19 protein-coding genes are annotated in these 22,071 nt (G+C 33.7%); 10 read left to right on the forward strand and 9 right to left on the reverse strand.

Features of this window, described 5'->3' with window-relative positions; translation table 11 throughout:
- Positions 1-85 precede the first annotated feature (85 nt).
- The 3 genes from rnc to PK35_RS04300 form a co-directional block, all read right to left on the reverse strand.
- Positions 86-832 carry a ribonuclease III gene (gene rnc, locus PK35_RS04290; RefSeq protein ID WP_044625454.1) on the reverse strand — a complete coding sequence of 249 codons (747 nt, stop codon included), beginning with the start codon at positions 830-832 and terminating at the stop codon, positions 86-88.
- A 98-nt stretch (positions 833-930) separates the two neighbouring features.
- Positions 931-2,181 carry a beta-ketoacyl-ACP synthase II gene (fabF, locus tag PK35_RS04295; protein ID WP_044625455.1) on the reverse strand — a complete coding sequence of 417 codons (1,251 nt, stop codon included), beginning with the start codon at positions 2,179-2,181 and terminating at the stop codon, positions 931-933.
- Between the two features lie 13 nt (positions 2,182-2,194).
- On the reverse strand, positions 2,195-2,428 hold the full coding sequence (locus PK35_RS04300) for an acyl carrier protein (protein ID WP_007647141.1): 234 nt from the start codon (positions 2,426-2,428) through the stop codon (positions 2,195-2,197).
- Between the two features lie 185 nt (positions 2,429-2,613).
- Here PK35_RS04300 and purN point away from each other — a divergent pair, with 185 nt between their 5' ends.
- The 5 genes from purN to PK35_RS04325 all read left to right on the forward strand — a co-directional run bounded on the left by purN (position 2,614) and on the right by PK35_RS04325 (position 7,632).
- On the forward strand, positions 2,614-3,183 hold the full coding sequence (purN, locus tag PK35_RS04305) for a phosphoribosylglycinamide formyltransferase (protein ID WP_044625456.1): 570 nt from the start codon (positions 2,614-2,616) through the stop codon (positions 3,181-3,183).
- A 5-nt stretch (positions 3,184-3,188) separates the two neighbouring features.
- The gene (locus PK35_RS04310) at positions 3,189-3,887 is read left to right on the forward strand and encodes a cyclase family protein (protein ID WP_044625457.1); all 699 of its coding nucleotides are present in this window, start codon (positions 3,189-3,191) and stop codon (positions 3,885-3,887) included.
- Positions 3,888-3,904: 17 nt separating this feature from the next.
- Complete coding sequence (locus tag PK35_RS04315) at positions 3,905-4,543, forward strand: ribonuclease H1 domain-containing protein (RefSeq protein WP_044625458.1); 639 nt, start codon at positions 3,905-3,907, stop codon at positions 4,541-4,543.
- A 176-nt stretch (positions 4,544-4,719) separates the two neighbouring features.
- On the forward strand, positions 4,720-5,646 hold the full coding sequence (locus tag PK35_RS04320) for a PfkB family carbohydrate kinase (RefSeq protein WP_044625459.1): 927 nt from the start codon (positions 4,720-4,722) through the stop codon (positions 5,644-5,646).
- Between the two features lie 87 nt (positions 5,647-5,733).
- Complete coding sequence (locus tag PK35_RS04325; protein ID WP_044625460.1) at positions 5,734-7,632, forward strand: amidophosphoribosyltransferase; 1,899 nt, start codon at positions 5,734-5,736, stop codon at positions 7,630-7,632.
- Positions 7,633-8,036: 404 nt separating this feature from the next.
- Here PK35_RS04325 and PK35_RS04330 read toward each other — a convergent pair whose 3' ends face one another.
- Positions 8,037-8,858, reverse strand: coding sequence for a GIN domain-containing protein (locus PK35_RS04330; protein ID WP_044625461.1), 822 nt, complete (start codon positions 8,856-8,858; stop codon positions 8,037-8,039).
- Between the two features lie 258 nt (positions 8,859-9,116).
- Entirely contained in the window at positions 9,117-9,725 is a 609-nt protein-coding gene (locus PK35_RS04335; protein WP_044625462.1) for a superoxide dismutase, read from the reverse strand.
- A gap of 131 nt (positions 9,726-9,856) precedes the next feature.
- On the opposite strand from PK35_RS04335, the gene PK35_RS04340 reads away from it, so the two are divergent.
- The 5 genes from PK35_RS04340 to PK35_RS04360 all read left to right on the forward strand — a co-directional run bounded on the left by PK35_RS04340 (position 9,857) and on the right by PK35_RS04360 (position 19,401).
- Positions 9,857-12,997 (forward strand): UvrD-helicase domain-containing protein, encoded by a 3,141-nt coding sequence (locus PK35_RS04340; RefSeq protein ID WP_238320885.1) that lies wholly within the window; start codon positions 9,857-9,859, stop codon positions 12,995-12,997.
- Between the two features lie 10 nt (positions 12,998-13,007).
- The gene (kbl, locus tag PK35_RS04345) at positions 13,008-14,201 is read left to right on the forward strand and encodes a glycine C-acetyltransferase (RefSeq protein ID WP_044625463.1); all 1,194 of its coding nucleotides are present in this window, start codon (positions 13,008-13,010) and stop codon (positions 14,199-14,201) included.
- Between the two features lie 122 nt (positions 14,202-14,323).
- Complete coding sequence (locus tag PK35_RS04350; RefSeq protein WP_044625464.1) at positions 14,324-15,715, forward strand: OmpA family protein; 1,392 nt, start codon at positions 14,324-14,326, stop codon at positions 15,713-15,715.
- A gap of 75 nt (positions 15,716-15,790) precedes the next feature.
- Positions 15,791-18,556, forward strand: a complete 2,766-nt coding sequence (locus PK35_RS04355; protein ID WP_044625465.1) for a PD-(D/E)XK nuclease family protein — start codon at positions 15,791-15,793, stop codon at positions 18,554-18,556.
- 2 nt (positions 18,557-18,558) lie between these two features.
- Entirely contained in the window at positions 18,559-19,401 is an 843-nt protein-coding gene (locus tag PK35_RS04360; RefSeq protein WP_044625466.1) for an alpha/beta hydrolase family protein, read from the forward strand.
- 229 nt (positions 19,402-19,630) lie between these two features.
- On the opposite strand, the gene PK35_RS04365 is transcribed toward PK35_RS04360, so the two are convergent.
- From PK35_RS04365 to PK35_RS04380, 4 genes are all read right to left on the reverse strand, one after another.
- A complete protein-coding gene (locus PK35_RS04365; protein ID WP_044625467.1) occupies positions 19,631-19,963 on the reverse strand; it encodes a hypothetical protein in 333 nt (110 codons plus the stop codon).
- 63 nt (positions 19,964-20,026) lie between these two features.
- Positions 20,027-20,860 carry a hypothetical protein gene (locus tag PK35_RS04370; protein ID WP_044625468.1) on the reverse strand — a complete coding sequence of 278 codons (834 nt, stop codon included), beginning with the start codon at positions 20,858-20,860 and terminating at the stop codon, positions 20,027-20,029.
- 16 nt (positions 20,861-20,876) lie between these two features.
- A complete protein-coding gene (locus tag PK35_RS04375; protein ID WP_044625469.1) occupies positions 20,877-21,392 on the reverse strand; it encodes a hypothetical protein in 516 nt (171 codons plus the stop codon).
- A 12-nt stretch (positions 21,393-21,404) separates the two neighbouring features.
- The gene (locus PK35_RS04380) at positions 21,405-22,022 is read right to left on the reverse strand and encodes a hypothetical protein (protein WP_044625470.1); all 618 of its coding nucleotides are present in this window, start codon (positions 22,020-22,022) and stop codon (positions 21,405-21,407) included.
- Between the last annotated feature and the right edge of the window lie 49 nt (positions 22,023-22,071).

Raw genomic sequence — 22,071 nt, forward strand, 5'->3', positions numbered from 1 at the left:
AAATATAAGATTTAAAATGATGTGTTTTGTTAAGAAAGCATCAATCTTAACCACAAATTAAACTATAACGTTATAGTTATAATCTTTAAACGGAACTACTTTTTGAAATCTGATTTTGAAGCGCAAAAAACGCACGTCTTGAGGCTTTTTCTTCAGCTTTTTTCTTTGAAGTGGCACGCGCTTTCGCAATTACTTTATCGTTTATTGAAAGCTTCACCGAAAAATGCCTAAGCTCGTCATTTCCTGTATCATCGTAAACGTTATAATTGAAGGTTTTCTTTTCTTTTTGGCACCATTCTATCAACAAACTTTTATAGCTAATTACCTTTCCTTCTAGAGTCTCAATATCTACATAAGGATTAATAACGCGCTTATATATAAATTTTTCGCAGTATTTATAGCCACGATCTAAAAATATAGCGCCTATTAAAGCTTCAAATAAATTGCCATGAATATTATCGCCAAATTGTCCCGCTGGAATTTTACTTTCAACTAAATTTATAAGTTTAAGCTCCTTTCCTAATTCGTTTAAATGCTCACGACTCACCACTTTTGACCGCATTTTGGTAAGATAACCTTCGTCTCCGCTGGGTACTTCAAGATATAAGTGCGAAGCAATTACCGAGCTTAACATGGCATCGCCTAAAAACTCTAAACGTTCGTAATTTATAGCATTTCCTTTACTGTCCTTTAAATTCATAGAACGATGCGTAAAGGCTTTTCTATAAAATTTTAGTTCTTTGGGTTTAAAGCCTAAAATTTTATGTATTTCTATAAAAAAATTCCCGTTACGTTTAAAACGGGAATTTAATATGTTGCGAATGTTTTTCATCTGATGATTAATATTTTAAATTAAAGTCAGATGTAATAAACCATGTTTCATTTTAAGTAAAATTTAAATTGTTTTTTATGGTTTATTTCATTCGGGATTTAATCTATTTTCTTGAATAATACACAAGCGTTATGACCGCCAAATCCAAACGTATTACTCATAGCAACCTTAACCTCTCTTTTTTCGGCTTTGTTAAGTGTTAAGTTAAGTTTAGAATCTATATTTTCATCTACAACTTCATGGTTTATTGTTGGAGGTACTATACCATGCTCAATTGCTAAAATTGATGCAATAGATTCTATAGCTCCAGCAGCACCAAGTAAATGGCCTGTCATTGATTTTGTAGAGTTAATATTTATATATTTTGCATGGTCTCCAAACACTTCAGTAATCGCCTTAAGTTCGGCCACATCACCTAAAGGTGTAGATGTACCGTGGGTATTAATATGATCGACTTCTTCGGGTTTCATACCTGCATTTTCTAAACAATTACGCATCACTGCCATAACACCAATACCATCTGGGTGTGGCGCCGTCATGTGATGTGCATCAGATGATAAACCGCCACCAACAACTTCGGCGTAAATTTTTGCGTCGCGTGCTTTAGCGTGTTCGTACTCTTCAAGAATTATAGCTCCAGCACCTTCGCCTAAAACAAAACCATCGCGTGTTGCATCGAAAGGTCTTGAGGCTGTTTCTGGACTATCGTTTCTTGTAGATAAAGCGTGCATTGCATTAAAACCACCCATTCCTGCAATGGTTACTGCTGCTTCACTTCCTCCTGTTACAACCACATCACAATGCCCTAAACGTATATAGTTTAAAGCATCAATCATGGCATTTGCCGATGATGCACAAGCCGACACTGTGGTGTAATTAGGACCCATAAATCCATTTTTAATAGATATGTTTCCTGGGGCTATATCGGCTATCATTTTTGGGATAAAAAATGGGTTAAAACGTGGTGTTCCATCGCCATTGGCAAAGTTTAACACTTCGTTTTGAAAGGTTTCTAAACCACCTATTCCTGCACCCCAAATAACACCAACTCGTAATTTATTAACATCGTCTAGGTTTAATTTAGCATCTGCAATAGCTTCATCTGAGGCTACCATGGCATACTGCGTAAACCTATCCATTTTACGAGCTTCTTTTCTATCAAGAAAATCTGTTGCGTTAAAGTTTTTTAATTCGCAAGCGAATTTCGTTTTAAACTTTTCGGTATCAAAATAGGTTATAGGCGCAGCACCACTTTTACCACTAACTAAGGCATCCCAATACTCATCTTTGGTATTGCCAATAGGTGTTAAAGCCCCTAATCCTGTGACTACAACTCGCTTTAATTCCATAAAGTAAATGTGCTTATTTTGCTGCTTCTATGTAAGAGATAGCTTGACCTACTGTTGCAATGTTCTCAGCTTGGTCGTCTGGGATTTGAATATCGAATTCTTTTTCAAATTCCATTATTAATTCTACAGTGTCTAAAGAGTCTGCTCCTAAATCGTTTGTGAAGCTAGCTTCAGTTACTACTTCGTTTTCATCAACGCCTAATTTGTCTACGATAATCGCTTTAACTCTTGATGCAATGTCTGACATAATCTTTTAATTTAAGGTTTTAATTAGTTGGCAAAAATAAAAAACTTTATTTTTAAAACACATGTTTACTATAAAAATGTGAATCTAATTTACTAAAATCATTTTAAGTAATTCAATTTTACCACCTAATTGTTAATAATTATTCTTTTTTTTGTTGAAATAATCTTAACATTTATAGTCTGTTTATGAAACGAATGATAATTTTTGCGTCCGGAGGAGGTACTAATGCTGAAAATTTAATAAAGTTTTTTCAAAACAGCGATAATGCTTCTGTTATTCAATTACTTACCAACAATCCCCATGCCAAAGTTTTAGATCGGGCTAAAAATCTTAATGTTAGTGCTTTGTCATTTAACAGGGTGGCGTTTACCAAAACCAACGATGTTTTAAACCTTTTAAAAGCAGCAAAACCAGACCTTATTATATTAGCTGGATTTTTATGGAAATTTCCCGAATTTATTTTAAATGAATTTGAGAATAAAGTTATAAATGTGCATCCAGCACTGCTTCCTAAGTTTGGAGGAAAAGGTATGTACGGCATGCATGTTCATAAAGCAGTGGTTGAAAATAATGAAACCGAAACCGGCATAACCATACATTATGTAAACGAAAATTACGACGAAGGCGCTACCATTTTTCAAGCCAAATGCCCCGTTTTACCTACGGATACAGCTGAAGATGTCGCTGCAAAAATTCACGAATTAGAAATGGAACATTTCCCTAAAGTAGTCGATAAACTTTTAGCAACTATATAAATATAATGCCAGAAATAATCGATTTAAGTCAAGACATCTATCAAGGTATGCCTGTTTTTAAAGATTTGCCACAGGTAAAAATATCGGTACATAACACGCACGAAGCTTGGGACAGCGATGGCATAGTAAATCCCGAAACACAAACCGTAGCAGTACACAAACTTGAACTTGGCGAGCACACCGGCACACATGTTGACGCTATAAACCATATGGCAAAACAGTATAAAGGACAATCTATTGATACCATGCCTTTAAGCATGTTCTACACCGAGGGCATTTGTTTAAATTTATCTCATAAAAATTTCAATGAGCTTATTGAAGTTTCCGATTTAATTGACGCATTAAACAGCCATAATCTAAACATTAAACCTAACGACACCATTTTAATATACACCAACCATTATCGCAATGCTTTTAACACCAGCAATTGGCCAAAAGGCCCAGGGTTATCGGCCAAAGCAGCTCGATGGTTAGGCGAACAAAAAATAGCAGCCTTTGGCGTTGAAACCATGTCGCCAGGAGTTTCGGGTATTTCTAACAAAGAAGTACATTATATATGTGGCGAATTAGGGTTTACACATTACGAAAACATGGTTAATTTACATCAATTAATAGGTCGCGGACGTTTTAAGTTTATTGGGCTACCTTTAAAAATAAAAGGCGGAACAGGATCTCCAGTACGTGCTGTAGCTGTATTTGAATAATTTAGCTGATTCCTTAAATGAGCAAAAAAAAGAAATTTTATACCGTTTGGAAAGGCCATAAAACAGGTGTTTTTGATTCGTGGAACGATTGTAAAGCCCAAATAACAAATTTTGAAGGCGCGCAATACAAATCGTTTCCAACATTTGAAGCGGCAAAAAAAGCTTTTAAGGGCAACTATTTTGATTATATTGGTAAAAACAAAAGTTTTAAAAGCGAACTTACGGATGCCGAATTAAAAAAAATTGGGCTACCTAATTACAACTCTATTGCGGTTGATGCCGCTTCAAGTGGCAACCCAGGTATTATGGAATATCGTGGCGTAGACACCAAAACCAAAAAACAATTATTTATACAAGGGCCTTTTAAAGAAGGCACTAACAATATTGGCGAATTTTTAGCCATAGTGCATGGGCTTGCACTTCTAAAAAAAAATAACAGTAACAAAATCTTATACACCGACTCGCGAACTGCTATAAGTTGGGTAAAAAAGAAAAGCTGCAATACTAAGTTACAACGTAACGAAAAAAACAAACCCCTTTTTGATTTAGTAGACAGAGCCCTAATTTGGTTAAAAAACAACCATTACACAACTACAATAGTAAAATGGGAAACTAAAGCTTGGGGTGAAATTCCAGCAGATTTTGGAAGAAAATAACAAAAATGGAGGACAACTTTAGTAACCGAAAGTGACCCCCCATTTTTTAATGTTGAGTAATGGCGCTTTTAATACACTGCAAATTTTAAAAGGTCACATTTACTTTTCATCAAAAATATTAGTCTTTAATTTTAGTAATAAAGCACTATATTTGCACCAAAATAGCAATTCTCCTTATGGGTAAATTAGTAATTGTAGGTACTATAGCGTTTGATGCTATTGAAACACCTTTCGGCAAAACCGATAAAATTCTTGGTGGCGCAGCAACATTTATTGGGCTTTCAGCATCTACTTTCGAGGTTGATGCCACGGCAGTTTCTATTGTTGGCGACGATTTTCCGCAAGCGTATTTAGATTTACTTTCAAATAGAAACATAAATCTTGACGGCGTAGAAATTGTAAAAGGTGGTAAAACGTTTTTCTGGAGTGGCCGTTACCATAACGACATGAATTCTAGAGACACCTTAGTTACCGAACTAAACACATTAGCCAATTTTAACCCTGTTGTACCAGAAAACTATAAAGATGCCGAGGTAGTTATGCTTGGTAATTTGCACCCATTAGTACAAGCTAGTGTTTTAGACCAAATGACTACAAAGCCAAAGCTTGTAATTTTAGATACCATGAATTTCTGGATGGATTCTGCTCTTGAAGATTTACACAATACTATTAAACGTGTCGATGTTATTACAATAAACGATGAAGAAGCTCGCCAGCTAACAGGCGAATACAGTTTGGTAGTTGCCGCTAGAAAAATTCACGACATGGGACCTAAATATGTCGTAATTAAAAAAGGGGAACACGGTGCATTATTATTTCATAACGACGAAGTATTTTACGCTCCTGCTTTACCTTTAGAAGAAGTTTTCGATCCAACGGGTGCAGGCGACACCTTTGCAGGTGGATTTGCAGGTTATATTGCAAAAACAGGCGACACATCGTTCGAGAATATGAAAAAAGCCGTAATTTATGGCTCAACATTAGCGTCTTTTTGCGTAGAAAAATTTGGCACCGAACGTATGCTTAATTTATCCAGCGCCGAAATACATAAACGCCTGTTGCAATTTAAAGAACTAACACAATTTGAAATAGAATTACAATAAACAAACGCGCTCTAAAAAGAGTGCGTTTTTTAATTAACACAAAACGCAAACGACAATTGTTTTTTCATTAAAACAAAAACCTAACTTATGAGTGATTTTTTAAAACACGAATGTGGTATAGCCATGATTAGGCTATTAAAACCTTTAGAGTATTATAAAGAAAAATACGGAAGTGCATTTTACGGTGTAAATAAAATGTACCTCATGATGGAAAAACAACACAATCGCGGGCAAGATGGCGCTGGTTTTGCTAGCATTAAACTAGACACCCAACCTGGGCAACGCTACATTAGCAGAGTACGCTCTATAGCCCAACAACCTATTCAAGATATTTTTGGGCAAATAAACGATCGCATAAACAACGAATTTAAATTACACCCAGAATATTTAGATGATGTTGCCGCTCAAAAAAAACACATTCCATATATAGGCGAAGTACTTTTAGGACACGTACGTTACGGCACCTTTGGAAAAAACAGCGTAGAAAGTGTACACCCATTTTTACGTCAAAACAACTGGATGCACAGAAACCTAATAATGGCCGGAAACTTTAATATGACCAATGTTAAAGAACTTTTCGACAATTTAATTCAATTAGGACAGCACCCAAAAGATTATACCGACACCATTACTATAATGGAAAAAATTGGGCATTTTTTAGATGATGCTGTTAGCAAAATTTACAAAGACTTAAAAAAAGAAGGCTACAATAAACAAGAAGCCTCGCCATTAATTGCTGAGCGTTTAAAAGTGGCTAAAATTTTAAAACGTGCTGCAAAAAACTGGGATGGTGGCTATGCTATGGCTGGTTTAATAGGACACGGAGATGCTTTTGTTTTGCGCGATCCAGCAGGAATTCGTCCGGCATATTATTATAAAGACGACGAAGTTGTGGTAATCGCTTCAGAGCGTCCTGTAATACAAACCGTTTTTAATGTAAAATTTGAAGACGTAAAAGAATTACAACCAGGGCAAGCCATTATTACCAAAAAATCGGGAGAAATGAGACTAAAACAAATTTTAGAACCTCTTGAGAAAAAATCCTGTTCGTTTGAGCGTATTTATTTTTCACGTGGAAGTGATGCCGAAATTTATCAGGAGCGTAAAACACTTGGTAAATTAGTGATGCCAAAGGTTTTAGAAGCTATAAATAACGACACCAAAAACACGGTGTTTTCATATATACCTAATACCGCCGAAACGTCTTTTTACGGTATGGTACAAATGGCTGAAAAGTTTATCAATCAAAAGAAAACAGAAGCTATTTTAAACGGACAACGATCTATATCGGCCGAGGAAGTAACCGAAATTTTATCGGAACGTGCCCGTGTTGAAAAAATAGCCATAAAAGATGTAAAACTACGCACCTTTATTACCGAAGATAGTAGTAGAGACGACCTTGTTGCACACGTTTACGATATTACGTATGGCGTTGTAAAACCTAACGACAATTTGGTAATTATAGACGATAGTATTGTTCGTGGAACCACCTTAAAAAAGAGTATTTTAAAAATGCTCGATAGGCTAAATCCTAAAAAAATAATTGTTGTATCATCGGCACCACAAATTCGATATCCAGATTGTTATGGTATAGATATGGCCAATTTAGAAGGCTTAATTGCATTTCAAGCGGCCTTAGAACTTTTAAAAGATAATAACCAATACAGTATTGTAGACGAAGTTTACAAAAAGTGTTTAGACCAAACCGATTTAGCCGACAAAGAAGTGATAAACTTTGTAAAAGAAATTTACGAGCCTTTTACAGATGAGCAAATTTCAGATAAAATTTCAGAATTATTAAGTGACGACACCATAAATGCCGAAGTAAAAATTATTTTCCAATCGGTTGAAAACCTTCACAAAGCTTGTCCAGAACATTTAGGAGACTGGTATTTTACTGGCAATTACCCAACCGTAGGAGGTAATCGCGTAGTAAACAGAGCATTCATTAATTTTTATGAAGGTAACAAAGAACGCGCATATTAACTCGTTAATCCATAACAACCTACACTTAATCGGATAAGTGTGCGTTTTATCTAAAAATAACTGAAATATCTAAAATTAAGAATATTTTAGTGACACCATAACATAAGTAGGTTAAGTTCATGGTAGATTTGGGGCAAAAAAAGGTGAACTTCCGTTCGCCTTTTTTTATGCAATTTTCTTACTTTTTTTCGGCCTTTTGCTTTTCAACTTGTATTTTACTCGACACTTCGTTTAAGCTAATTTATGTGCGGTTTAACTAATATATTTTACTAGAAGACTTTACAATTATATTTTTGAATCACCATAACATAAGTAGGTTAAGTTTATGGTAGATTTGGGGCAAAAAGGTGAACATTCTCGTTCACCTTTTTCATTTTAACCATACTCATAAATCTAAAAAACCACTATTTTTTTATTATTTGCGATTTATCACTTAACCCTTCAATATTAATTTTCGGGTTCCCGTAAACGTAAACATTACTCTTTCCTTTAGCATATAAGCTCAAATCTTTATTAGAATACACATAAATATCAGAATTATTAGAGCCATTTATTTTAGCGTGCGTTACATTTAAGTCTTTCGCTTTAATATCGGTGGATCCAGTAGCAATTAAATTTAAATTTTCGCAATTCCCTTCTATATTCATATCGGCACGATCGTTTATAACTAAATCGAAATTAGTAGCAGATACATTTCCCTTTACCAAAGCACCATCATTTAAACCCATAGTAAGATTATCGCCTCTATAAATTAATTTTCCATTAGAGTTGCCTCGCATATTAATTGCTAAATTCGCCGAAGCCACATCTAAATTATACTTAGAATTGTTCAAAGTGGCTATGCCAAGCGAATCGGACTGAATTAAATTTTGTCCTTCTAATTTGGCACCTTGCGACAAGTTAATTTGGTTTATTTGCGCCGATGTTAAATGAATTTCTAACTTTTTTGAAGATGAAATATGTAAGGTTGTATAGACTTTTAAAACACTATCAACCACCTCAATTTTTATAACATCAACTAAATTAGAATCGGTTTTTAATCGATATCCTGCTGCTCCAGTTTGCATAAGCGATACCTCTAAGCCATCGGCAATATCTAGTTGTGAATAGGCTGGTAAGTTTTTATAAACCTCTATAACCTCTTTATTTCCTTTAATCTTTTCTTTTTTTTGAGCAAATGCGAAACCTACCACAAACATGGCTACAATAAGTAATACTCTTTTCATTGTTGTAATTTTAATTGGTTTTTAAAAAGGGCGGCTATGTTTAAAGAAGGAATAACCGCCCAAATTACTAAGTAATCTTGCTATTAACAGTCATACTTCTTATTTGAGTGTTTGTATGTTTTCATCGTCATAAATTATTTATCATGCTACCTACATCCTTTTAGACACACGACAAACTAAAAGTCACATTTGGAAATAAAAAAAACGTCTAAAATTTAAATTTTAGACGTTTTTTTTTAAAATGTTATGCTGTTTCGCTTATTTCGCTGCTGCATATTTTTTCTCAACTTCGTTCCAGTTAACTACTTTAAAGAAAGCATCGATATAATCTGGACGACGGTTTTGGTAGTTTAAGTAATAAGCATGTTCCCAAACATCTAAACCTAAAATTGGTGTACCACCACAACCAACTCCTGGCATTAATGGGTTATCTTGGTTTGGTGTAGAGCAAACTTCTACTTTACCACCTTCGTGCACACATAACCAAGCCCAACCAGAACCAAATTGTGTTGCTGCTGCCTTACTAAAAGCTTCAACAAAAGCTTCTTTTGAACCAAATGCTGCTTCAATAGCATCTTTTAATTCTCCAGAAAGGTATCCTTTATCTTCAGGATTCATTACTTCCCAGAATAAACAGTGATTGTAGTAACCTCCTCCGTTATTTCTAACAGCACCGTTGCTTAAATCTAAACCTGTTAAAATAGCTTCAATAGATTTTCCTTCTAAATCCGTACCTTCAATAGCAGCGTTTAATTTAGTAGTATAACCATTGTGGTGTTTTGTATGATGTATTTCCATAGTACGCGCATCGATGTGTGGTTCTAAAGCATCGTACGCATATCCTAATTTCGGTAATTCGAAAGCCATAATTTTTAGTTTTATATAATTAATATTTAATTTCTTTCAAATTTAAACATTTTAACTCTAAAAAGAGATTAATTAAAAATAATATATTGTTATGAAATGATTGATAGTTTTTATCTTGTATGCAAATTAGCATGATGCAAAACAAACCCTCTTTTACCATTTATAATGCCTCGGCTGGAAGCGGCAAAACCTTTACGCTAGTTAAAGCGTATTTAAAAATTCTATTGGCATCAAACAACCTGTTTTTATTTAAAAATATTCTAGCCATAACCTTTACTAATAAGGCTGTAGCCGAAATGAAAGAGCGTATTGTAAAGACACTAAAAGAATTTGCAGACGACAAGATTTTAACCCAACCAAACGACATGTTTTTGGCTATTGAAAACGAATTAAGCATAGACCAAAACACACTACACGACAAGGCTAAAAAAATATTAAACCATATTATGTACAACTATGCGGCTTTCGATATTTTGACTATCGATGGATTTACACACCGCATCATTCGAACCTTTGCCTACGATTTAAAACTTCCCTTAAATTTTGAAGTTGAACTAGACCAAGACAACTTACTTAGCGAAGCCGTAGATAACCTAATTGCCAAAGCGGGGACCGATAAAGCACTTACGCAAATTCTAGTGGATTTTGCTATTGAAAAAGCCGATGACGATAAAAGTTGGGACGTAACTTTCGATTTTAATAAAATAGCGAAACGCCTTGTTTTTGAAAGCGACGCCACTTTTATTAACAAATTAAAAGACAAAACTTTCGAAGACTTTAAAACCTTAAAAAGTCAGTTGAAAAAAGACATAAAAACAACCGAAGATTTAATTGTTGAAAGCGCAAAAAAACTCCTGCTGGTTTTTGAAGAAATGGGCTTGGAATTTAGCGATTTTAATGGCAAATATTTACCAAATCATTTCGATAAACTGGCTCATGCAAACTTTAGCGTTGGTTTTGAAGCCAAATGGCAGCAAGACATTGAAAATGCAACACTTTACCCCAAACGCGTTAGTGATGAAACCGCCGCTACAATTGATAATTTACAACCCGAAATAACATCGGTTTTTAATAAAACGAAACAAGCTGTTTATCATATAAAATTCTTAAAAAATGTTTATAAAAACAGTACGCCATTATCGGTTTTAAATGCCATAAATAAAACATTAACCGAGTTAAAAGAAGAACAAAACAAAATGCTAATCTCGGAGTTTAACACCATTATTAGCAAAGAAATTAAAAAGCAACCAACTCCGTTTATTTACGAGCGTTTAGGTGATAAATTCAATCATTTTTTTATTGATGAGTTTCAAGACACTTCTACCATGCAATGGGAAAACTTATTGCCTTTAATTGGCAACTCCTTAGCTACTCAAACGGGTAGCAGCATGCTAGTTGGCGATGCTAAACAAGCTATTTACCGATGGCGCGGTGGTAAAGCCGAACAATTTATTGGATTATTTAACGAAACCGATAAACCATTTCCGTTTATAAATCAAAACGTTGAAATTTTACCTGACAATTACAGAAGCTACAAAGAAATTGTAACTTTTAATAATGGCTTTTTTCAATTTTTGGCCTCCAACACCTTTAGCAATCCTGTTTACAGCAAACTTTTTGACAATGCCCATCAGCACATAAAAAAAGACGAAAATGGTTATGTTGAACTTAATTTTTTAGATTTAGATAAAGATGATGACAGAGACGATCTTTTCACTAACGAAGTTTTAAACACCATTAATTCTTGCTTAAAAAACGGTTATAACCAAAGCGATATTTGCATTTTAGTTCGTAAAAAAAAGGAAGAAAAAGCACTAGCTAAATTTTTAGCAACGCAAGAAAACCTTAAAATTATTTCGGCCGACGGTTTACTTATTAATAACGCTCCAGAAGTTGGTTTTGTAAATAATGTGCTTTCGCTTTTAATTCAGCCTAAAAACAAAGAAATTAAAATTGCGATTTTAAACTTTTTAAGCGATCATTTTAATATTGAAAATAAGCATGATTTTTTCTCAAATCATATTAATCTCGAGCTTTCGGAGTTATTTTTAAGTTTAGAAAATTTTGGCGTTTATATTAACAGCAAACAACTTATTGAATTGCCACTTTACGATTTAGCTGAAACCATTGTAAGAAGCTTCAGTTTAGTTGAAACATCGAATGCTTACATTCAGTTTTATCTCGATGTGGTTTTAGACTTTTCTCAGAAAAAAGGCTCGGATATTTCAGCATTTTTAGAGTATTTCGACAAGAAAAAAGATAGTTTAAGTGTGGTATCGCCCAAAGGACAAAATGCCATTCAAATTATGACCATTCACAAATCGAAAGGTTTAGAATTTCCAGTGGTCATTTTTCCATATGCCGATTTAAATATTTATGAAGATATCGAACCTAAAGAATGGTTTAAACTCGATGCTAAAAAATACAGCGGTTTTACACACACTTTGCTAAATTACAATAAAGATTTTGAGTATTTTGGCGATGAAGGTCAAGACATATACCAACAACATCAAGCCGAATTAGAACTCGACAGCATCAATTTATTGTATGTAACCCTAACAAGACCCGTTGAGCAGCTTTACATTATTTCAAAAAAAGATTTCAACTCAAAAGGCGAAGTAAATATCAAAAATCATTCTGGATTATTTATTAGCTATTTACAGCATTTAGGCCAGTGGAACGATTCGCAATTACTTTATAGTTTTGGCGAAAAAACCAAAGCTAAAAAAGCCAAAACCGAAACAGAAACAACTATTGAACAACGCTTTATTTCAACAGCAAAAGAAGACCATAACATAAAAGTAGTTACCAAATCAGGCTTACTCTGGGACACCAATCAACAAGAAGCTATAGAAAAGGGTAATTTAGTTCACGATATTATGGCTAAAATTGAAACAGTAGATGATGTTGATACCGTATTAAACGAGTTCATAAAAGCTTCAACCATCACCGAAAACCAAGCTAAACTGTTAAAAACCGATGTTTTAAACATTGTCAATCATCCACAATTATCATCATATTTCACCTCAAATGCAACCGTATATAACGAACGTGATATTATAAATAAAAAAGGAAGCATTTTAAGACCCGATAGAATAATTATAAATTCGCAAAATGAAGCAACCATAATCGACTATAAAACGGGAGCTGAAAACAAAAAACATCAACAACAATTACAATTATATCAAGATGTTTTGGAAGACATGAATTTTACGGTTAAACAAAAAATTCTGGTCTATATAAACACAGATATAAGCGTAACCGTTATTTAAAAGAAAAACCATGTACGGAAAAATTAAAGAGTATTTACAAGAAGAATTAAAAGACATAAAAAACAGCGGTCTTTTTAAAGAAGAACGCATTATTACATCGGCTCAAGGAGCCGAAATTACCTTAAACACTGGCGAAACTGTGTTAAACTTTTGTGCCAACAATTATTTAGGTTTATCGTCGCACCCCGAAGTAATTCAAGCAGCAAAAGATGCTATGGACACTCATGGTTTTGGTATGAGTTCGGTAAGATTTATTTGTGGAACACAAAATATTCACAAGGAATTAGAACAAAAAATAGCCAATTTCTACCAAACCGAAGACACCATTTTATACGCTGCTGCTTTTGATGCTAACGGTGGTGTTTTCGAACCTCTATTAACAAAAGACGATGCTATTATTTCCGATTCGTTAAACCATGCCTCAATTATTGATGGTGTGCGTTTATGTAAAGCAGCCCGTTACCGCTACAAAAACAACGATATGGCCGATTTAGAAAACCAACTTATTGAAGCCAATAAAAACGGAGCACGATTTAAAATAATTGTTACCGATGGTGTTTTTTCTATGGATGGCTTGGTTGCTCCGCTTGATAAAATTTGCGATTTAGCCGATAAATACGATGCTTTAGTGATGATAGACGAATGTCATGCCGCTGGATTTATAGGTAAAACAGGCCGTGGCACTTTAGAAGAAAAAAATGTGCTAAACCGTATCGATATCATAACTGGAACCTTAGGAAAGGCGCTTGGTGGAGCTATGGGCGGATACACAACAGGTAAAAAAGAAATTATTGAAATGCTTCGTCAACGTTCTAGACCATATTTATTTTCTAACTCTTTAGCTCCAGCTATTGTAGGCGCATCTATAAAGGTTTTCGATATGTTGGAAAACAATACCGAACTTCGCGACACGCTCGAATGGAACACCAATTACTTTAAAAAAGGAATGAAAGCCGCAGGTTTCGATATTATTGATGGTGATTCGGCCATTGTACCTGTGATGTTATACGATGCCAAATTATCGCAAACTATGGCAAACCTATTGTTAAAAGAAGGTATTTACGTAATTGGCTTCTTTTTCCCAGTTGTTCCTAAAGAAAAAGCACGAATTAGAGTACAATTATCGGCCGCACATACAAAAATTCATCTCGATAAAGCCATAAAAGCCTTTACAAACGTGGGTAAAACACTAGAAATAATATAAAACATCCCTTAAACACACATAATTAAGTGTTTTGAACTATTTTTTTTATATTTGTTTTGTTAATAACATTTAACAACTTACTTTTGTTCACAATTAACACTTAAAAATTAAACTTTTTGAATATGAAAAATCTTAGCAGATTATTATTAGCTATGTTGCTAATTCTTGGTTATAGCAATGCTAATGCGCAAGACGAAAACAATCCTTGGCAAATTACTATTGGAGCTAATGCAGTTGATGCCTATCCTTCTGGAGATGGTGTTGTAGGTAACGCTCAGTTCGGTGAAACTATTTTCGATGAGTACTTTAACGTAAGCGATCACTGGAACATTTTACCATCTTTATCAACTATTTCGGTATCTAGATACATTAAAAACGGTTTCTCTTTAGGTGTTGCTGGTTCTTTAAACAAAATTGAAAACTGGGGTGATGTTCCTGGTTCAGATCCTGAAGAAATTAACTCTGTTGACGATTTATCTTACTACGGTGTAGACGGTACAATTAAATATAACTTTTTAGAAGGAACTACTTTAGACCCATACATTGGTGTTGGTGGTGGTTACACTTGGATTGATGAAATTGGAGCAGGTACTGTTAACGGTACTGTTGGTTTAAACGTATGGTTCTCTGAGAACGTAGGTTTAACACTTCAATCTGCTTATAAGCACGCTTTCGAAGATTACTTACAAACACATTTCCAACATACTGCTGGTATCTCTATTAAATTTGGTGGTACTGATACTGATGGTGATGGTATTTACGACAAAGACGATGCTTGTCCAGAAGTTGCAGGTTTAGAAGCTTTCAACGGTTGTCCTGATACTGACGGTGATGGTATTGAAGATGCTAAAGACGATTGCCCTAACGAAGCTGGTTTAGCTGAGTTAAACGGTTGTCCTGATTCTGACGGTGATGGTATCGCTGACAAAGATGATAACTGTCCTACTGTTGCTGGTTTAAAAGCTTTAGCTGGTTGTCCTGATGCTGACGGTGACGGTGTTACCGATGCTGACGATAAATGTCCAGAAGTTGCTGGTCCTGCTGCTAACAAAGGATGCCCATGGCCAGATACTGACGGTGACGGTGTATTAGACAAAGACGATAAGTGTCCAGACGTAAAAGGTACTGTTGCTAACGCTGGTTGTCCTGAAGTAACTGAAGAAGTTCAAAAAACTTTAAATGAGTACGCTAAAACTATCTTATTCGATACAGGTAAATCTTCTATCAAAGCTCAATCTGAAGCTGTATTAGGTGATATCATCGATATCTTAAAAGAATACCCAACTGCTAAATTTACAGTTGAAGGTCATACTGATAGTGTAGGTAGCGAAAAATTAAACCAAAGATTATCTGATTCTCGTGCTAACTCTGTAAAAGAATACTTAGTAAGCCATGGTATCGATGCGTTCAGATTATCGTCTCTTGGTTACGGTGAGTCTAAACCAATCGACACTAACAAAACAAGAGCTGGTAGAGCAAACAACAGACGTGTAGAAATTAACTTAGTAAAATAATTTTACTGAATTAATTCTTAAAATAAGTTTTATAAAAACGCATCGGGTTTCCGATGCGTTTTTTATTTTTATGCTATGACGACTTTTATTTTTGATGTTTTAAGCGACTTGCAAAAACAGGCTATCGATATTTCGAACACCACATTTATTTTACCTAGTAAACGTGCTGGTTTATTTTTGAAACATCAAATACCAAAGGTTGTTGGTAAAACCATTTTTTCGCCAGAAATTATTAGCATTGAAGAGTTTGTTGGTAATTTATCGGGCTTAAAAACCATAACAAATACCGAACTTTTATTTAACTTCTATACCACTTATTGCGAACTAACCCCAGAAAAACAGCGCGATTCATTTGAAACTTTTTCAAAGTGGGCTCAAATTTTACTACAAGACTTTAATGAAGTAGATCGTTACTTAATACCTCAAGAACGCATCTTCAACTATTTAGGTGCCATAAAAGAGATTGAAAGCGATCATTGGTCTATTGATGAGAATAAAACCGATTTCATAAAAAATTACATAAGTTTTTGGAACAAGCTTTATCTCTATTATCAAAATTACACGCAACTGCTTATAAAAAACAACATTGGTTATCAGGGTTTAATTTATAGAGAAGCGGTAAATAATTTTGAAACTTATTTACAAGAAAACCCAAACAAACAACATGTGTTTTTAGGCTTTAACGCTTTAAACACTGCCGAAGAAACCTTAATTCAACAATTACTGCAGCTAAACCAAGCTAAAATTTATTGGGACACTGAGGAAACTTTCATCAACGTAAAAAACCATGATGCTGGACTTTTTATAAATCAGCATAAAAAAAACTGGAAGTATTTTAGAGATAATCCGTTTAACTGGATACAAAACAACTACACACAATCAAAAAACATATCACTTTACGCCGTTCCTAAAAATATTGGTCAAGCAAAATATGTTGGTAATATTCTTGAAACTCTTCAAAAAGACAATACTAATTTAGAAAATACGGCGGTAGTTTTAGGTGACGAAAATTTGCTTATCCCAGTTTTAAACGCTCTACCAGAAAGCTTAAAGGAATTAAACATTACCATGGGTTTCCCTTTAAAATCTATTCCTTTAGCATCATTATTTGAAAACCTATTTCATTTACATAAAAACACCACAAGCGATTTTTATTATAAAGAAGTGATAAAAATACTATCGCATCAATTTATAAAACCTTTATTTTATGCTGATGATAAAGATTACGCTTCAAAAATAATTGAAACTATCGATGGAAATAACATCATCTTCTTAAACAAAGAGCGCCTCATTGAAATTACCGATTCAAAATTTAATCATCTCATTAATTTATTATTTTCCAATTGGCAAAATAATCCAACTAACGCTCTAAATAATTGCACTGCGTTAATTCATCTTATAAAAAATCATTTAAACACAAATAAAACCGATAACACCTTAGGTTTAGAATACTTATTCCGCTTTAACGAACTTTTTAATGAACTCACACGCTTAAATACCAATTACAGCCATATAAAAGATATTTCGGCGCTTTACAGTGTTTATAAAGAACTTTTAAGCAGCAATACCCTCGATTTTCAAGGCGAACCACTACAAGGTTTACAGGTTATGGGTATGCTTGAATCTCGAGTTTTAGATTTTGAAACCGTAATAATTACATCGGTTAACGAAGGCGTTTTACCTTCAGGAAAAACAAATAATTCGTTTATTCCTTTCGATGTTCGCATTGAAAATAAACTACCAACCTATAAAGAAAAGGATGCTGTTTACACTTATCACTTTTACCATTTATTGCATCGTGCTAAAAATGTTTACATACTTTACAACACCGAGCAAGATGTGTTAACTGGCGGTGAAAGAAGCAGATTAATAACACAGCTAGAGCTAGAAAACATTCACGGACTAAAACATCAAGTTGTGGCGCCCTATGTCCCCGTAATTCCTAAAAACATAACGGTTATTAAAAAAAATGAGGCGCTTTTAAATGAAATTTTTAAAGTTGCTGAAGCTGGATTTTCGCCCTCATCGTTAACCAATTACATGCGTAATCCTATCGATTTTTATTATCAAAAAATATTAAAAATTAAGGAACATAACGATGTTGAAGAAACCGTAGCTGCCAATACACTTGGTACAGTTGTACATAATACTTTAGAAGATTTTTACAAACCGCTAATCAATCAGTTTTTATCGGTTGAGATTATTCAAAATCTAAAGAAAAATATAGACGAACGCGTTACATTTCATTTTAAAAATGAATACAAAGAAGGCGACATAAGCAAAGGTAAAAACCTTATTATTTATGAAATTGCCAAACGCTATGTTTCAAATTTTTTAGATTTAGAACTGAACGCTTTAAAAACGGGCGACAACATAAAAATTATAGCCATTGAAGCTGATAATAAAGTTGAAATTAATATCCCCGAACTAAAAAAACCAATAAAACTCACTGGAAAAGTAGATCGTGTAGACGAATGCAACGGTATTTTACGCATTATAGATTACAAAACTGGGAAAGTTGAACAAAACCAGGTTGAAATTGTGAATTGGGACGACTTAAATACCGATTATAAAAAATACAGCAAAAGCTTCCAAGTGTTGTGCTATGCGTATATGATGACCAAAACGCAACCTCTAAAATTCCCGATAGAAGCGGGTATAATTTCGTTTAAAAATTTAAGTGCTGGGTTTTTAAAATTTGCAACAAAACCATCTCCAGGATCTAGGAAAAAAGACAGTTTAATTACCGAAGACACTCTTAAGGCATTTTCAATACAGTTAAAAAATCTCATTTTAGAAATTTGTAATCCTGAAGTCGATTTTACCGAAAAAGAAGTTTAAACATGAAAATAATTAAAAACATTGATGTACAAGGTATTCATGGCAAACCCATTGTAACCGATGTGTTTTACAAAGAAAACCACACCAAAAAGCCAGTAATCATTTTTTGTCATGGTTATAAAGGCTTTAAAGATTGGGGCGCGTGGAATAATATGGCTGAAATTTTTGCTGAAGCAGATGTGTTTTTTATAAAGTTTAATTTTTCGCATAACGGAGGCACTTTAGAGCAACCCATAGATTTTCCAGATTTGGAAGCTTTTGGAAATAATAACTACACCAAAGAATTAGACGATTTAAAATCGGTTATAGATTGGCTATTCACAAACGAAAATTTTGAAAATGAAGCTGATTTAAACCAAATCACCTTACTCGGGCATAGTAGAGCTGGTGGTATTGTAACCATTAAAGCCGAGGAAGATTCGAGAATTTCAAAAGTCATTTCACTTGCTGGAGTATCAGATTACGGTAAACGTAGCTCAACTACTGGCGATTTAGATCAATGGCAAAAAGAGAGCGTAAAATATGTAATTAACGGCCGAACCAAACAAAAAATGCCACATTACATTCAGTTTTATCACAATTTTATTGAAAATGAAGCGCGGTTAACCATAAGTAGAGCTGTAAAAAACCTTTCTATACCTTATTTAATTATCCATGGCAATAACGACACCAGTGTTTCTATTGAAGAGGCTTACAACCTTAAAAACTGGTGTAAACACAGCGAACTAAAAATTATAGACGATGCTAATCATGTATTTGAAGCAAGCCATCCGTGGCAAAAGCAAGACATACCAGCACAACTACAAGAGGTTATAAACTCCGTTTTAAGTTTTATAAAAACATAAAAAGCCTCACATTACTGTGAAGCTTTTCGATATTCTGTGGAGAAGACGGGATTCGAACCCGTGACCTCTTGACTGCCAGTTACTAAAAAATATATTTCTTTTTTTAACAAATGTTACCAAATAGCCTATAAATACAGGTGTTTTTAAAAAGCTGTGTTTTATATGTTTTCAGATAGTAACCTATAATATATCCAAATGTTTGACCTATGTTTGACCCAATGTCAAACATTTACAATTCTCTCCATATTCCATTTATACAATATGTTATCTCAATAAAACCTGATAGTTGTTCTATAACACCTCGTATAAATACCCCATTACTAATCTTCTGAAATTCCTTAAACACTAAGTTGCCTTTTTCCAAATAAACTCCAACTTGAAATAAAACATCCAAGTTAAAATACAAAAAGATGTCTGCAACTTCAAAGTCCAATACTTCTTTTATATCTCCTTTAACATACCTAAACATATCATAAGTTTCAGAGGAATCTTCATGTTCTAACTCAAACTCCCAATTTTCAAAATGCATACCGAGTTTAAAGGGTAAATCTTCTATCTTCATAGTGTTTAGTTATAAAAAACCACCTGCAAGAGGTGGTTAAATCTTAATAAGCCTGAAAACACTTTAAAAGCCATATGTTTTGTCTTCTATTGTAAATTTGTCTTCTACCTTGTTATACATTAATGTAACTTCATATCTTGAATCTGTACAAATAAACAATTCTCCCAATAATTCATTTACTAAAATAGTTTCGCCTAGAGTCTCTATTCTAACTCCCGTATCATAGAGAATTACACCTTTATCTAGAGCATTTTCATTAAAATCTTCCAATTGTACTTTAACAGAAATAATATCCCCATCCAATTCTATATCTTCATGAATTTGAAAGCCTTGACCAGAAGATATGGTTTTAGAATCTACTTCTGTACCATCTGAAAAATATGAGACCTTAATATTTATTTTATTGCTAGATTCATAAGAGCCTCCACAACCTGTTCTCCATGCATTACCTGTATCTAAAAATAGGTTTAACTTATCCATGTTATAGGCATAATTGTCTGCTCCTTCCCTAAAATAATCTCCTTCATAAGCATTTTCTCCAGATATTCCTGTAGGTTGAAACCCCACTACATTGTCTCCAAGAAATACCACCTTTTGTATATATGTTAAATTCACATTCTCTGGAAAATCCATTGTCATAATATCTCCATTAAAACTAAAAGTACCTGTTTCAGTATCATAGTTATTTCCAGAGCCAGTCCAATAAGAATAAGTTACATTCCCATTAGGATTAAAAGTAAACGAGTTGTTTACAGATGGGTTGTTATTAGGGTTTTCAAAAAGCCATTTTCCTAATAATTGGGTTTCTATTTCATTTGTACTGTCATCACTTGTACTACAAGAAGCTACTAGGATTAACAACAATGCTGTTAAGCTAAATTTTAAAATTGTTTTCATAATAGATTTGGGTTTTTTAATTTGTAATTGAAATATTATTTTTAATGAGCATTACTTCGTATTCTTTTTCTGGCTCACTCTTTAATTGGTCTTTTCTATAAAAAGAGTTCATAACACATATACCTGTTGTGTTATTCTCGGTAAATAAAACTTCAATAAGCAACTCTTCTGTAAATTTGTAAACTATTGAATTTCTATCTGTAGTAATTATATCTTGGATATGCTCTTTAGGCATGTATTGTGACAGTATATTATGAAAGTAATCCAATTGATTTCCTTTGAACTTATAGTATACTGCACATAGTAAGTCCTTATAAAAAAGTAAAATAGTTTCCTTTAAGAAGGCTTTATCATAAAGAGAATTAAACCCTGTTAAATTTGATTTGTATAAGCTATACTTTAGCTCAAAATAACTATTGGGCAGTATCTCATGTCCTTCTATTACATTTATATATTCTTCTAGTGAATTGTTTACTTTGAAATAAAGCTCATCCAATAAGACATTTATTTTTTGATAATCATCTTCAGTCATGTAGTGTATACTTTAAAAAGGCAAGTCAAGGAACAATCTATTGTACAACACATCAGTTGAGCTAGAAATATTCCTGCCAGCAACCTCAAATATTTTAACTAACCCAAGATAAATTTCATCAGCTATGTCTTTACCTTTTAGATTTATGGTATCTATAACAAAAGCTTCAAAATCCAATCTCTTTCCTAAAGTTTCTTCTCTTATCCTAATGATTTCCTTAGCCACAATAATATCATTATGGGTCACTCCTTTAGACTCCAAATATCTCAAGTGTTCTTGTGTCTTATCTCTCAGACTAACCCCATTATTTAACTGGTCTGGAGGTTGAGCTTCATAGTAAATACGTGCTAGTGGGCTATACTTAACACTTTTTACAATCACATCTATTGCATCATTATATTGGCTTTCAGAAGTATATCCAAAATCTTCAAATTCTTCCTCGTTTTGTAACTGCTCCTTACTTTTTTGTATTTCCTTTTCAAGAGAATCAATTCTAGTTTCAGACCTAAACTTATCTTTCTCTTGCTTTTTAATTTTATTCTCTAAATGTTCAACTTTAGTTTCATACTTAGTATAAAAGTAGAAGGCAACACAACCCACAATAAAAATTATCCCAATTATCTCAGTCACTTAAATATAATTTGAAAACCAACAACCTATCATATACGATATGTATTGA

The sequence above is a fragment of the Neotamlana nanhaiensis genome, assembly GCF_000943555.1.
Lineage (GTDB): Bacteria > Bacteroidota > Bacteroidia > Flavobacteriales > Flavobacteriaceae > Neotamlana > Neotamlana nanhaiensis.